The sequence below is a fragment of the Caldicellulosiruptor hydrothermalis 108 genome, assembly GCF_000166355.1.
In the GTDB taxonomy this organism is placed as follows: Bacteria; Bacillota; Thermoanaerobacteria; order Caldicellulosiruptorales; family Caldicellulosiruptoraceae; genus Caldicellulosiruptor; species Caldicellulosiruptor hydrothermalis.
Genome location: NC_014652.1, coordinates 1179518 through 1193707 on the forward strand (window position 1 = coordinate 1179518; position 14190 = coordinate 1193707).

At 34.2% G+C, this 14190-nt stretch carries 14 protein-coding genes; 8 read left to right on the forward strand and 6 right to left on the reverse strand.

What is annotated here, in order from left to right; translation table 11 throughout:
• Nucleotides 1–58: 58 nt before the first annotated feature.
• The 6 genes from CALHY_RS05830 (at nt 59) to CALHY_RS05855 (ending at nt 5640) form a co-directional block, all read left to right on the forward strand.
• On the forward strand, nt 59–760 hold the full coding sequence (locus CALHY_RS05830) for a SurA N-terminal domain-containing protein (protein ID WP_013403055.1): 702 nt from the start codon (nt 59–61) through the stop codon (nt 758–760).
• Nucleotides 761–1002: 242 nt separating this feature from the next.
• Complete coding sequence (locus CALHY_RS05835; protein ID WP_013403056.1) at nt 1003–1287, forward strand: hypothetical protein; 285 nt, start codon at nt 1003–1005, stop codon at nt 1285–1287.
• Between the two features lie 151 nt (nt 1288–1438).
• Nucleotides 1439–1804, forward strand: coding sequence for a hypothetical protein (locus tag CALHY_RS05840; protein ID WP_013403057.1), 366 nt, complete (start codon nt 1439–1441; stop codon nt 1802–1804).
• A gap of 186 nt (nt 1805–1990) precedes the next feature.
• Nucleotides 1991–2626 carry a TetR/AcrR family transcriptional regulator gene (locus tag CALHY_RS05845; protein ID WP_013403058.1) on the forward strand — a complete coding sequence of 212 codons (636 nt, stop codon included), beginning with the start codon at nt 1991–1993 and terminating at the stop codon, nt 2624–2626.
• Nucleotides 2627–2710: 84 nt separating this feature from the next.
• Nucleotides 2711–3409, forward strand: a complete 699-nt coding sequence (locus CALHY_RS05850; RefSeq protein ID WP_013403059.1) for an ABC transporter ATP-binding protein — start codon at nt 2711–2713, stop codon at nt 3407–3409.
• Nucleotides 3409–5640, forward strand: a complete 2232-nt coding sequence (locus CALHY_RS05855; protein ID WP_013403060.1) for an ABC transporter permease — start codon at nt 3409–3411, stop codon at nt 5638–5640. The genes CALHY_RS05850 and CALHY_RS05855 overlap by 1 nt, the downstream gene beginning before the upstream one ends.
• A gap of 46 nt (nt 5641–5686) precedes the next feature.
• On the opposite strand, the gene CALHY_RS05860 is transcribed toward CALHY_RS05855, so the two are convergent.
• Genes CALHY_RS05860 through CALHY_RS05875 form a run of 4 tightly spaced genes read right to left on the reverse strand, consistent with a single transcriptional unit; the run spans nt 5687 to nt 9128 of the window.
• On the reverse strand, nt 5687–6541 hold the full coding sequence (locus CALHY_RS05860) for an ABC transporter permease (RefSeq protein ID WP_013403061.1): 855 nt from the start codon (nt 6539–6541) through the stop codon (nt 5687–5689).
• Nucleotides 6541–7440, reverse strand: coding sequence for an ABC transporter ATP-binding protein (locus CALHY_RS05865; RefSeq protein WP_013403062.1), 900 nt, complete (start codon nt 7438–7440; stop codon nt 6541–6543). The genes CALHY_RS05860 and CALHY_RS05865 overlap by 1 nt, the downstream gene beginning before the upstream one ends.
• Before the next feature lie 29 nt (nt 7441–7469).
• The gene (locus CALHY_RS05870) at nt 7470–8618 is read right to left on the reverse strand and encodes an anti-sigma factor family protein (RefSeq protein ID WP_013403063.1); all 1149 of its coding nucleotides are present in this window, start codon (nt 8616–8618) and stop codon (nt 7470–7472) included.
• A 6-nt stretch (nt 8619–8624) separates the two neighbouring features.
• Nucleotides 8625–9128 (reverse strand): sigma-70 family RNA polymerase sigma factor, encoded by a 504-nt coding sequence (locus tag CALHY_RS05875; protein ID WP_013403064.1) that lies wholly within the window; start codon nt 9126–9128, stop codon nt 8625–8627.
• Nucleotides 9129–9283: 155 nt separating this feature from the next.
• Here CALHY_RS05875 and CALHY_RS05880 point away from each other — a divergent pair, with 155 nt between their 5' ends.
• Nucleotides 9284–10642, forward strand: coding sequence for a glycosyl hydrolase (locus CALHY_RS05880; protein WP_013403065.1), 1359 nt, complete (start codon nt 9284–9286; stop codon nt 10640–10642).
• Nucleotides 10643–10750: 108 nt separating this feature from the next.
• On the opposite strand, the gene CALHY_RS05885 is transcribed toward CALHY_RS05880, so the two are convergent.
• On the reverse strand, nt 10751–12082 hold the full coding sequence (locus CALHY_RS05885) for a glycoside hydrolase family 28 protein (protein ID WP_238524588.1): 1332 nt from the start codon (nt 12080–12082) through the stop codon (nt 10751–10753).
• Between the two features lie 539 nt (nt 12083–12621).
• Between CALHY_RS05885 and CALHY_RS05890 the strand changes: the two genes are divergently transcribed.
• Nucleotides 12622–13839 (forward strand): RNA-guided endonuclease InsQ/TnpB family protein, encoded by a 1218-nt coding sequence (locus tag CALHY_RS05890; protein ID WP_013403067.1) that lies wholly within the window; start codon nt 12622–12624, stop codon nt 13837–13839.
• A 15-nt stretch (nt 13840–13854) separates the two neighbouring features.
• On the opposite strand, the gene CALHY_RS05895 is transcribed toward CALHY_RS05890, so the two are convergent.
• A complete protein-coding gene (locus CALHY_RS05895; RefSeq protein WP_013403068.1) occupies nt 13855–14070 on the reverse strand; it encodes a hypothetical protein in 216 nt (71 codons plus the stop codon).
• Nucleotides 14071–14190 lie beyond the last annotated feature (120 nt).

The window sequence follows — 14190 nt, forward strand, 5'->3', positions numbered from 1 at the left end:
TAAATAACTTGTATCTGGTACAATGAAAAAAGATAGTAAATTAAAGAAGTGAAGAAGGTTGAAAGAGAAGAAGATTAGAAAATGTTTTTCTTTGATAATAATGGTAATAATAAATCTAATGGCATTTTCTACAGTCTTCTCAGCAGATATTTGGATAGAGTGTGGCAAGAAGATAAAAAATATACAGCAGTCAAAAGACAATAGAGTTGTAGCAGTTGTAAATGGTGAAAAGATTTATAAAAAGGATTTAGAGATTGCGTATGCGTTAGAAGAGGCAAGCTATTTATCTCAAAAAGAATCTTATCAAAAGCTTTTAAAAAAATACAAGGCAAGCTTTCTAAAGCCACCTGTGCAAAAGACAAAAAAAGATGTTTTAAACAGCATGATAGAAAATCTCCTTTTGCTTCAGGCTGCTAAAAAAGAGGGATATTTTGTATCCGAAAAAGAAGCAAAAGACTACTATGAAAAAACAAAGAAGACAATGCAAGACGTAATGAGTGGAAAAATTTCAGGTTATGTGGAAAGTGTAAAGTTTGCAAATGATGTAATTGAGAAGCTCATCAAAGGATGGGGAATAACAAGAGAGGAGTATGACAGAAAAGCTATTGAACAAACAAGAAATATGCTTTCAATTCAAAAACTGCTTAACGCAAAATTTGAAGAGTTCAGGCTCAAGTCTAAGAATTTGGTAATTGAAAACTTCAGAAAGGAATATATAAATTCATTAAAGAAAAAAGCAAAAATAACAATATATGAATGAAATATTTAAAAATGGAATTTATATAGCGCAAGGCCACAGGCTTGAAAAGTCTGTGGTTTTTATTTTTTTAACTTCGCATAAAATTTGAACTTTTTTAGAAAAGCGTTTTGAATATAATAAAAAATTAGCTGCTTGCTACTAAACAAAATTGGCTGGGAAGGAGGGAATAAAAAAAGAAGGCAAAAAGTGCGGCAAATAGCTTTAAGGCTTTAAAATAAGCATTGAAGAAAGGATGTGATTTTTTGAGCCAGAACTGGTTGTTTGAAGAAGCAACAAGACTGGCTCATGAGTATGGCTTTAGAGTGTATGAAGTTACACAAACGGTTGTGAGAATTAGAACAATTTGCGACGAGTGGCTGATACAGTATGTTGAGGGTTCGAAAAAACCGTTTTACCTGTACCACTACAAGCAAAAGCCTCATCTTCAGAGAAAGTTCTATGATCTGCCTTTCTTGTTCAAGTCAATTTGGCAGCATGACAGGTTTGTCTTAAACGGGCGTAGTACAGTTCCTATCGGAGTATATTAAAATTCCTGCGAAAATTGAAAATAGCACAAAAGAAAGGAGGTGGGTTTAATAAAATGTAAGTTTAAATGTTTCTTGAAAAAAGTTGAAGTAAAATTCAAAACAACAACATGAATATCTATGGTATAATAAAATTTCGAAGGAGTGTGATAGTTTGGCAAATGTTTTTTTGTTTTTTATGGGGTTCGTAGGGGGAGTAGTAAGTTTACTTTTGTATCTGAAATTTCATTTTCCAAAACTTTCAAAAAAATCTTCTATCAAGCTTGTACCAACAGCAAGGTCATTTGATGAGCTAAGAGAGATGTTCAGCGCTACAAAAGAAGATGTAGAAAATGAGCTAAACAGCTATTTAGAGTTTTCCACAATTGAAAAAGGAAAAAAACTTGCTGAGAAAATATTTTGCCATGTGACAGTTTGTTTGGGGATACTTGCTTCGTTGGAAAGATTTGGTGTAAATCCAAATGAAGTTTTAGAAAAGTTGAAGAATGAAAATATAGTTCGAGAAGAGTGCAAAAGATAAAGAAACTAATAACAATGACAAGGTTGTTGGAGCTGTCCAAGCAGATGAATTGGCAGCTCCATTTGTTTTATATAGCTAACTTACTTCTTGTTATTTTTGCTATGTTACATCATAGAGCTCAATCAAAATAAAATTTTCTTTACATCACATGACCGATAAGTCATAATAATCTTGAGGTGAGGTTTTATGCCTAAGCAAACATTTTTAAACCTTCCAGAAGAGAAAAGAAACCTTATAACAGATACATTAATAAAGCACTTTTCACAAAAACCTTATCATGAGGTTGATATATCTGATGTTGCAAAAGAATGCAATGTTGCAAAGGGGAGCATGTATCAGTATTTTGAAAACAAGAAAGACATGTACTTTTACGCAATAGAGGTCTCTTATCAGAGATTTTTGAAACTTCTTGAAAAGCTTGATATGGTACATATAAACATTTTTGATTATTATGAGAACTCGTTAAAAAGTATATGGCTTGCAATGAAAGAACTAAAATACGAATACATGCTTATAGAAAGAGCGTTTTTTTTACATGACGCCCCTTTTAAAGATGAAGTAAATGAGAGATTTTTAAAACAGTCAAGAGACTTTTTGATAGAAGTTATAAAATACAACCAAGAAAAAGGGATTATAAGAGACGATATTGATGCAACCGTAATTGCTATATTTTTAGAAGGTGCAGGCTTCTATATGAAAAAATTTATAATAGAACAAGCTTTACAAAATATGTCAACTACACTTGAGATTGATATAGAATACTTCAAAAAGGCTATGTCGCAGTTTTGGACCCTATTAAAAGAAGGAATTGGAAAAAAGTAAAAATATAAATATGACTTGACAGTCATATGACCGATGAGTCATAATATATAGTAGTAATATAAAAAATAAGGGAGATGAATCTAAGTGTTTGTGAAGGTTGAGAATCTTTCAAAGGTCTACAGGATGGGCCAAAGTACAATCAAGGCGCTCGATAGAGTAAGTTTTGAGCTCGAAAAAGGAAAAATCTACACTGTGATAGGTCCATCTGGGTCAGGTAAAACCACGCTTTTTAACATCATTGGCGGGCTTGACAGGGCAGATGAAGGCAGAGTTTTTGTAGATAGCAAAGAGATAACTGCAATGGACCAAAAAAGGCTTTCTGAGTACAGGCGCGACTATGTGGGGTTTGTATTTCAGTTTTTTAACCTCATAAATGGTCTTACGGTATATGAAAATGTGCTCTCAAGTGCACATCTTAGCAAAAATCCGTTGGATGTTGATATGGTATTAAAAATGATGGATGTCTATTCTGAAAAGGACAAATTTCCGTTTGAACTGTCTGGCGGACAGCAGCAAAGGGTGGCAATTGCAAGAGCAGTTGTCAAAAACCCTGCATTGATTTTGTGCGATGAGCCAACAGGTGCACTTGACTATGACAGCAGCAAACTTGTGTTAAAACTTTTAGAAGATGTAAATAAAAAGTTTGGTACAACCATTTTAATAATTACACACAATCTTGCAATTTCTAAAATGGCAGATGCTACGTTGAGGCTGAGGTCAGGTAGACTTGTAGAATTTTCGAAAAATCCTCAAAAGATTTCTGCTCAAGAGGTGACATGGTGATGGTCATCAAAAAAATTCCCCTGCGAGTAATCAAGAGAGAGTTTTTACAGTTCTTTTCTATAATGCTGCTTGTTGCTATTGCCACAATGACATATACACTTTTTGCTGCGTCAATGCAAGATATAGATTATAACTATGAAATGTTCAAAAACAAATACAATCAGGAAGATGGGAATTTTATTACTGCAAAAGAGGTTGATATAAAACTTCTACAAGAAAAATTTAAAATTAATGTAGAACAAAGGCTATTTACTGATGTCCAACATGACCATTTTACCCTAAGAGTTTTTTCAGTGCCAAAAGAAATAAACAAACCATATATCGAAAAAGGCAGAATGCCATCAAAAGATGAAATACTTATAGACCCTGCTTTTTACAAAAAACATAACCTCAAAATAGGGTCAGTGCTGACTATAGGTAGAGAAAATTTCAAGGTTTCAGGCATTGCTTATCTTCCAGATTATATTTACATCATTAAAAATGACCAAGACTTACTTCCTGACCCGGAGCATTTTGGTTTTGCTCTTATGAATGAAGATGAGATGAGAAGACTTTTCAACATTTTTCCTGTTCATTATTATTGTTTCAAAGGTAAAGTTGAAAACATTGACAAGTTTAAAGAGTTTTTAAATAGCAACTGGGGGCTTTTGAAATTTGTACAAAGAGACCAGAATCCGCGAATAATGTATACAGAGATAAAAGTTAAAAATGCAAAGAATATAACTCTGCCACTCAGTCTTTTTATAATTCTTGTATCATCTTTTATACTCTTTATTGTCATGCGAAGGGTAATAAATACTATGCATGCTGAAATTGGTACAATCTATTCAATGGGATATACACAAAAAGATGTACTAAAAGTCTTCATGAGGTTTCCACTTTATATTTGGCTTTTTGGTTCCATCTTCGGTGTTGTACTTGGGGTTATTGAAGCATCTCCTTTTGCACAGTTTTACAGGTCATATTTTACATTACCAAAGATAAAGTCAATTTTGCCATGGCAGCATGTATTTGTTGCGATGCTTCTCCCAGCCATATTTATATTTCTTTCAGGTTACCTTGCAATCAAGAACTTTTTCAAGCTCACAATTGTTCAGATGCTTCGCGGCGTTGATGAAATAAAATTTGGCAAGCTTCCTTCAATAAAGTTTTTTGACAGATTTGAGTTTGGAACAAGGATTATGCTAAAATATGGCTGGCGTCATATTGGCAGGGAACTAATTTTGGCAGTTGGGATAATCTTTTCAACAATCCTTATGATGTATGGTATGACTGCAAAAGATTCGATCATAACTGCAATAGAAAGAACATATGAGAAAAATTTTAAGTACAATTATCTTTATTCTTTGAATTCTTCTTCTGCCCATCCTGAGATTAAGTTAAAAGCTACATCTGAGCCGTACAATATTTTGTCTTTTGACATTGAAGGGACAAAACTGAGTATTACAGTTTACGGTATTAAAAGTAACTCAGATATGATAAAACTGTATGATGAAAAAGGAAAAGAAATCTCTGTGTCAAGTGAACTTATCATAACCAAACCTCTTGCAAGCAAACTTGGTATTGGCGAAGGAGATAAGATTAAACTAAAAAACAAATTTACAGGCAAAGAATATACTTTAAAAGTGAAAAAAGTTGCCAACCTTCCTGTTGGGAACAATGGGTACATGGAACTTGAAAGTTTTAATAAGCTTTTTGGATATAGCAGTGGAGGGTATATTGGGATATTCTCAAAAGAAAAGTTGGAAATTCCACAGAGCTTAATTTTTGAAAGTTACACAAAATCTGAGCTTGTAAATACAATAAAGGCATCTGCTGGCGACTTATCAAAGACTATAGGTGTGATGGCGCTAATTGCTGCTATCCTTGCTCTTTTGATTGTGTATGTTCTGTCTACTTTGACTTTAAATGAAAACAAGAAAAATATAGGAATTTTAAAAATGCTGGGGCACAGTGAAAGAAGTATTTTTAAGATGATTCTCGGTTTTAACTACATTTCGTTTTTTATAGGATTTGTTGCAGGAATTCCACTATCTAAAATTACAATGGATGGGCTTATGAGCACAGTGACAAAAGATATAGATTTTGCAATGAGCCTTGATTTGAGCGTGCAGAGTGTATTGTCTACATTTGTAATCCTTCTTTTAGTCTTTCTAATTTCAAGGTTTTTAGCAAGGCAGAAAATAGCAAGGGTAATGCCGGTTGAGATATTAAAAGGGCAGCTTGATTGATGTCAAAAGGGCTGGCTTGCAAGAGAAAAAAGCTCAGCCCTTTTTGTTATGTCAAGTCCTTTTTGTCAAACCTTTTGATGGTTAAATACATTAAAGCAAATACATAGAAAAACCAATATATTCTCATGTATATACTATTTTTTGATATTCCCGCAAATGGGTCAATGGTCGAAAAGTCAATCAAATTGGATTTAAAAAGAATATTTGCCATCTCACGATAAATATTGTCAGTTGGCAAGATCAAGCTTGATACAATACCAATTGTCTGAAGTGTTGTTGATGCCTTTGAAAAATCTGCTATTGCATAGCCAATCTGTTCCAAAAAACCTCCTATCATTGCAAATCCAAACAGAAGTACAACAAGTATTCCCGTTGCAAGAGTTGAAAACGATGTGCTAAAGAATATTGTGACTGTCAAAAGGACAATCGCAATTAATTCAAACAAAAGCCATCCCAAAACTACTTGTGATATCGTGTGATCAATTGAAAATCCTAAAGTCTTGTTGATAGTGTAGATGCTAAAGAATATTGCAGTTGAATATAAAGTTATAAAAATCAAGGCACCTAAGTACCTCGCAAGCACATATTTCCAACGTGCAATTGGACGAACAATGATTGTGTGGACATTGTAATTTTCAATCTCAGACGAAATTATTCCTGATGTTGCGAACACAACCAAAAAAGCAACCATCAGGTGTGAAAAGTAAAACCCAAGCGATGAAAATACAGTAACCTGCTGCATTGCAAATGTCATCATAGTACTTTGCTGTTTTAGATTTTCTGCTATTTCTTTTAACCCCCAACTGTACAAAAACAAAAAGGCTGCTGACATCAAAATTGTAATCAAAAATATTTTCTTTCTCACAAATTCTTTAAAAGAGTATCTTATTATTGCCGCCATCAGAAAAACCCCTCTCCTATAACCTGCAAGAACACATTTTCAAGCTCTTGGGATTTTTTAACTTCGTATATCTTATAACCACTTTTCACAAATTCCTCAACAAGGATGGGTATGTCTTCATGCGAAGAAAGTTCTACCTCTAAGGTATTTTGCGAATGAGTCAAGACATTTATATTTTTCAAACTCATAATTTCAAATAATTTGCTATCTACTTTATCCAGCACAAAAGTTACCTTTAAGGCTTTTCTTGTGAGCTCATCAATTGTCCCCATCGCAACGATATACCCTTTGTTGATTATAGCAACCATGTCGCAAACCTTTTCGACCTCAGACAAAAGGTGTGAGTTTAGAAACACTGTTGTTCCTTGGTTTTTTAATTCAATTATTATATTTCTCACATCAATTCTGCCAATTGGGTCAAGTGCAGAGGTTGGCTCATCTAAGAATATTATCTCAGGTCTGTTTAGCATACTCACTGCAAGTCCAAGCCTCTGCTGCATCCCTTTGCTAAACCACCTTATCTTTTTGTCTTTGTGTTCAATTATACCTACCTTTTCAAGCAGAGAATAAATCTCATTTTTGTAGTTTTTCATTCTTAAAAGCTGGCAGTGAAATTCCATAACCTCATAAGCTGTCATCCAGTCAGGGTATTTAAAATTTTCAGGAAGATAGCCTATTTTTGATTTAATAACAATATCATCAAGAGGTTTCCCAAGCAAAAAAGCCTTTCCCCTTGTGGGTCTCAAAAGCCCCACAAGGGTTTTTACAAGTGTACTTTTTCCAGCACCATTTGGACCTAAAAGCCCAAACACCATAGGTTTTTCTATTTCAAGGTTTATATTAAAGCACCCGTTTTTAGACGAATATTCTTTTGTAAGGTTTTCTGTTTTCAGTATCAAGTACCATCCCTGCCTTTTTTATTTTTCAGTTATTTTAGCAAATTTGCAAGTTCAAGAAGCTTTTGCTCGGAGGTAGACTCTGCTTTAATATATTTTACACTATTATTGTGGTCCACCCATAAAATAGCACTATCATCAGGATTGTTTTTATGGTAGACAATAAGTCCGCTATTACCTGCAATGCTAATTTTCTTATAATCGTATTCATCTTTGTTCACAGGTACAGGGAGTGTTGAAAGAGGGTCTTTGATTGAAAGAAGCTGAGACCTTATATTGTTTGGAACAAACGGTAAGTTTGCTATTGTTTCATATATTTTAACCTCATCTAATTCAACTGGGGTTGTTAACTTTGGAACTTTTACAATTCCTATTTCTAATGAAGGTATCATATATACAGTACCTTTTTTGGACTCTTCAGAATTTTTTATAGGGTAGAACATTAAATTAAGTGCACCTTCTATGGTAAGCACAAACTCTTTCTGGTCAAGTGCTTGAGGTAGCAGGGTTTTGGAGCCAAGTGATTTTAAGAGCTGGTTTACTTTGTCAATGTCAAGTTTGAATTTTAATTCTATATTTGGATTCTCATTTATCATCATACTCTTGATATTTTCTTTTTGCCAAAGATAAGCTATTTCATCAGGATTTATATTGTATTTTTTAAAAATGTTCTTTGCAGATTCAAATTCAGTTGAGTTTAATGATTCCACATATATGCTATTATTTTCTGAGCTTTTAAAATCAATTTTCCCAAATTGTTTTAAATCAATTGTAGAATTAGCATTAATCTGCTGCAGCTTGCTTTCAATTTCCTGAAGGTCAGAAATAGTAATTGCAACTGGCTCTATGGATGAAGCTCTGAAAATTTTCAAAGCATCTGATAAAGCCTTTCCAAATGGTGTAAATATTATGCTGACTAAAAAAACAAGTGCTAAAGCTGCTGTAAGAACAACTTTTCTATTTTTATTAAGCATGCTCAATAACCCTCCCTTTTTGTTATTTGCGCTTAAATTGAGGACTTTTTGCATTTTCATAGATACAAACTCATCTGTCTCCTTCAGTTCATTGTAGAGTTTTCTGCACTTTCTGCACACAAGAAGATGTTTTTTTATTTGCAAACTTTCTTCTTTAGAAAGCACCCCATCAATAAGCTCTTGGAGCTTTCCTTCGCTATAGCACATCAAATATCACTCTCCTTCCCCCTCTTCATATATTTTTCTGAACTTCCTTTGAGCTCTTGCAATCATAGTGCCAACAGAATTCGGGTTTATATTCATAATCTTTGCTATCTCTTCATATGTATATCCAGAGTATTTCAAAATTAGCAGGTCTCTTTGTTCCTCAGGAAGCTTTTCAAGTGTCATTTTGACTTGAAGTATTTCAATATCATCTTCTGGGGCTTTAGAAAGAAGCAGATACTTTTCTCCGAAAGTAGTTCTTTTTTGCGATTTTAAGTAGTTTATTGCAAGATTTTTTGCAACAGTAATAAGCCATCCTTGAATATTATCCTCGCGAGGGGGATTTTTAATAAGCTTGTAGAAAACTTCCTGTGCAATGTCTTCCGCCTCTTTTGAAGTTTTCAACATAAATGTCAGATAATTTAGCACCTTTTGATAGTATTTAGAGTAAATCTGCTCGAAGTCCAGCGACTCAAAACCCCCTTGTTTTTCGTTTTCTAATATTATAAACAATTTAAAAACAGGATTTGTGACATGTTTTAAAAAAGAGTATTAAGAGATTTTTTAAAATTTCTGCATGCTAATTTAGGATGTATTTGGTATACTGCTGACTAAATCACGATAAAAACTGTTAAAAGAAGTCTTTGTGAAGGGATGATGGGGTAGCTATGAAGATAAGCAAATATATAAAAGAAGCAATGTTAAATGGAGTAAAAATTGTAAAAGAACATATCAGCGGGGAAGATGTTTATAGTGCTTTGCCTGAATCAGACAGATTTGAAATTGAGTTTTGCATAGAAATAGAAAAAAGTGGTTATTACAATCTATATTTGAATTATAAAATAGAAAAGTACACAAAAGCTGTCTATCTCGTAGATATAGAGGGATTGTGTCATGGCGATATTAGATTGCATTCTGAATCGGGTGAAGTTTCAAAAATGAAGATTGGGAGAGCCTTCTTAGAAAAAGGTCAGAAAAAAATCAAAATTTATGGTGGCTGGGGAGTAGCTCACATATATGCAATTGAACTTGAAGAGGATAAGTTGCAAAATTACAGTGCTCCTTCATTTGATCTTTCAAACAAAAATGCCTCTGATAAATGCAAAAAATTGATGGAATATTTTTCAAAGATTTATAGCAAGGCAATTATTGCAGGCCAGCACACAAACACAGCAGCAGGACCAGAAATTGCATATTTAGAATATCAAACAGGCAAAAAGCCAGCTCTTCGAGGCTTTGATTTTCTCAGCTATACAAGACACACCATTACTGATAATATGACCTACGATGCAATATTTGAAGTAACGCTAAATCGGGGTTCTGTTGAAGAAGCAATTAAATGGCACAAAGAGTTTGGAGGAATTGTGACATTTTGCTTGCATTGGTTTTCTCCAACAGGAGGTAGTGACAAAACATTTTATACCAAAAACACTGATTTTGACATAGAGGCTGCTCTTTGTCCTAATACTAAAGAAAACAAGCTGCTGATAGAGGATATATATGAAATTGGCAAGTGGCTAAAAATCATGGCAGATGCAGATGTGCCTGTTATTTTCAGACCTCTTCATGAAGCTGATGGCAGATGGTTTTGGTGGGGAGCAAAAGGGCCTGAAGCTTACAAAAGGCTTTACTATCTTTTGTATGATGTATATACTAATTGCTTTAAGCTAAACAATCTCATATGGGTTTGGAATGCACCACATCCTGATTGGAGAATAGAAAAAGACTACTATGATGTTGCAGGGGTTGATTTTTATGCCCCACCCCAAAACTATGGTCCTCTTTCATTTTGGTATGATTATGTCTATGAGCTGATAGAAACTAAAAAACCCATAGCTTTAACAGAAAACGGGCCAATTCCTGACCCAGATAAACTGCAAAGTTCAAAGACTTATTGGCTTTGGTTTATGCCTTGGTGGGGTGGATTTACGACTGATGGTAAGATAAATTCGTTTGAACATCTGAGAAAGGTTTATAACCACCCTTACGTAATAACACTTGATAAATTCGACTTATTTAGAAGATGAAAAAAATAAAAGTTCAAGGCTGCCATTTGAAAGAGGTCATTTCATATGTTCTGGAGTGAACGGGCAGCCTTGAAATTTTGTTATAACTGGGATTTTAAACTTTTGACTTTAAGTAGCTACTTTTCTAATACCAGAAAAGAAAGAGTTATTTACATTTTGAAAAATTCCCTCTATGTCAAAATCAGTTTTTAAGCTTTGTAAATTGTATCCATAGTTTATATCTTGAAGTTTAAGATTCAAAACATCTTTTGCAAAAATCCATGGAATTTTATTCATGTAATCAGGGAAAGGTGGACATTGACTTGGGAGAATATCAATTCTTTTGCCAAAAAGTGACCTGTTTTTGCCAAAGCTGAGGTATATATCAATATTTTTAAGCGAAATATTTCGGATATTATTATCTTTGCCATAGATTAAAATCCCATTTTCCGAATAAGCTTTTACATTGGAAATAGAGATATCTTCAATAAAATTACCTTCTTCAGGGGAAGCAATTACAATTGGTTCACCCTTTCCCCACCATGTACCAGCAAATATTTTTGTTGTCATAATAACATTTGAAATTGTAACTGATTTGACATACCCATTTTTGCCGTTTGCAAATATTGCAATTCCTCTGTTTGAATTAAGGATGATAAGATTAGAAGCAACCACATTCTTTACTTTGCTATCTAAATGTCCCATTCTCACAGCTGCTGAGCGTGTTTGCATTATGCAGTTTGACACAATTATATTTTCACATGGTTTGTCCCAGTTTGTAATGCCAGATATAGCAACACAGTCATCACCGCAAGTAAAGAAGCTATCTGTGATTATTACATTTTCGCATGAGCAAAGATGTATACCATCGCTGTTTGGGACTCTGAGATTGTTTATAATCCTTATGTTGTGCGCCTTGATGTATTTTGATGAGTGGATGCACACTGTCCAGCAAGGTGAGTCGATAATTGAAATACCGCTCAGGCTAATATTTTCGCAGTTATAGAAGAATATGGGCTGATTTGGTCTGTAAATTGGCTTACATTCTGTCTCTTCAAACTGCTCTTTGTCAAGTTGAGATAGCTCTTCAAACTGATTAAATGCTCTTGAAAAATCCATAAAACTGCTTCCAGAAAGGTCAATTGTACCTTTTCCCTCAACTGCTATGTTCTTTTCGTTCATCGCAGATAAAAAGGAAGTAACCTCTCCCCATTCGTTGTGGTAATAACCAATTTGGTAGAAATCTTCAATATTGTTGGTTGCTTTGATTACAGCACCTTCTTCTAAATATAGGGTTACATTAGATTTTAACCTTATAGGGCGGCTCAAATAAATTCCAGCAGGTATAACTACAACTCCACCACCATTTTCGAAACAAGTGTCAATTGCCTTTTGTATTGCCTCTGTACTGAAACTTACACCATCTGGTTTTGCTCCAAAGTCAGTTACAATTATTCTCAAGAGTTTACCTCCTATTACTTTAGGTTCATACATTTAAAATAACCTAAAAAATCACTAAAATCCTCTCAATAATTTTGAGAAAATGTTAGATTTTGATGGTTGTAAATAACAGTGATTAAACATATTGTAATAAACGAAAAAAGAAGGGCATAAAGCCCTCCTTGCAATCCCTGTAGGGTTTGGGTTTGAGAAAAAACTTACTTTTGTTTAAAATATCAAGATTTTGAACCACTGTAAAAAACCATGGCTGACCATTTACTTATTACTTCATTCTCAAAAACACTGCTCATTTTACAAGCACTCTCCTTTCAAAAGAGTTTCAAAAAAATTTAGTTTTCTAATTTCAAGACTCTAAAACTTGTTGGTTCTAAGTTGATTTCATAGATATTTTCATTTTCTGATATCATAGTGACTTTAAGATCAGAAGCTTTTAAAGGATCAATAAGTTTTTTATCAAAAATTAAACAAGAAGGCTCCGTCTTCTACAAGATGGAGATGAATTGCTAAAAATATGATATAATATTCCTCAGGTGATTAAAATGTACAAAACACAGAAAAATCATATAAGATGTGATAAACAAACATACAGACTGCTACGTCAGCTTTGCCACTTTTCAAAAAACTTGTACAACTATGCTTTGTATCATATAAGGCAACACTACTTTAAAACTCAGGAATATCTGCGATATGAAAGTGTATATCATCTTGTGAAAGAGAACGAAAACTACAGACTTTTGCCATCACAGGTTGCCCAGCAAACACTTATTTCAGTGGACGAAGCATTTAAATCTTTTCTAAGTCTTTTGAAAGCCAAAAAAGATGGGAAGGTAGATGAAAGAGTTTCAATGCCAAAATACCTGCCGAAAGATGGGATGTATCAGATAGTTTTTCCGAGGGACCAGTTCAAGACAGAAGACAAAAAAGTACGATTGAGTCTTGGCAGGAGTTTTGCAAAAGAGTTTGGTGTAAGGTACTTGTATTTTGAGTTGCCACAAACTGTTTCAGGCAAAAAGCTCAAGGAAGTCAGGATAGTACCAAGGCTTAATGGCAGATGGTTTGAGGTTGAGTATGTGTATGAAGAAGAGCATAAGCTGAGTATTTTTGATTTGAGCAGATATTTAGGGGTAGACTTAGGGCTTGACAATTTTGCAGCGGTGGTTGATACCATCGGGACTGCCTTTTTGATAGAAGGCAGGTATATAAAATCAGTCAACCGATGGTACAACAAACAAAGAGCAAGACTTCAGTCAATCTACAGCAAGCAGGGAATAAAATGTGGCAGAAAACTTGCTCAGATTTCTCTTAAAAGACAGCATATAATTGACAACTTTTTGAATCAAGCTGTAAGTTTGATAATCAAGCACTGTTTGAACAATCAAATAGGTACAGTAGTTGTTGGCAAGATGAAAGGCATAAAGCATAAAATAGACCTTGGGGTTGTAAACAATCAAAATTTTGTGGGAATACCATATGACAAGTTCAAGAGGAAGCTAAAATCAAAGTGCATGTATTATGGTATAAGATATATGGAAGTGGATGAGAGTTATACATCACAAAGATGTAGCAGATGTGGGCAAGTTTGCAAAAGTAGCAGAAGATACAGGGGATTGTATGTATGCAGAAAGTGTGGGTGTGTAGTAAATGCGGATGTAAACGGGGCGATAAATATACTTGCAAAGGTAGCTGGTGAGTCTGCGAAAGAGCAGATAACCAGTAGTGGGTGTGTGAGCCACCCTGTGAGAATAAGGGTAGCGTAGATGCTATCAAACTTCTCACGAAGCCACCACCTCTTGAGGTGGATGGTAGTTCACTCTGAGCATCTTCTCTCTTGGGACGGTATCTGCACCTCTGTGTGTCTCAAGGTATACCTTTGAGATATCTAAGTGTCTTTTGAAAAACTCTAAATCTTTTTCAAGTGTTTCAAACTCTACATTTTTTAAAAATCCAGCAGGGCAGTATATTGCCAGTTTGAAGTTTTCATATGCCATTTGTCAAAACCTTCCTTTCAATATTTGAGTAAATCGATTACAAGGAATATTATACTACTTAAGATTCTTATTACAACCCTTTTGAATCAGATGAAAAGCAAGGCTTACAAATATAGTGCT

Coding starts and splice junctions, on each gene's coding strand:
- CALHY_RS05890 (WP_013403067.1), top strand. CDS start 12,622: ATGTACAAAACACAGAAAAATCATATAAGATGTGATAAACAAACATAC.
- CALHY_RS05860 (WP_013403061.1), bottom strand. CDS start 6,541: ATGGCGGCAATAATAAGATACTCTTTTAAAGAATTTGTGAGAAAGAAA.
- CALHY_RS05895 (WP_013403068.1), bottom strand. CDS start 14,070: ATGGCATATGAAAACTTCAAACTGGCAATATACTGCCCTGCTGGATTT.
- CALHY_RS05870 (WP_013403063.1), bottom strand. CDS start 8,618: ATGTGCTATAGCGAAGGAAAGCTCCAAGAGCTTATTGATGGGGTGCTT.
- CALHY_RS05845 (WP_013403058.1), top strand. CDS start 1,991: ATGCCTAAGCAAACATTTTTAAACCTTCCAGAAGAGAAAAGAAACCTT.
- CALHY_RS05855 (WP_013403060.1), top strand. CDS start 3,409: ATGGTCATCAAAAAAATTCCCCTGCGAGTAATCAAGAGAGAGTTTTTA.
- CALHY_RS05880 (WP_013403065.1), top strand. CDS start 9,284: ATGAAGATAAGCAAATATATAAAAGAAGCAATGTTAAATGGAGTAAAA.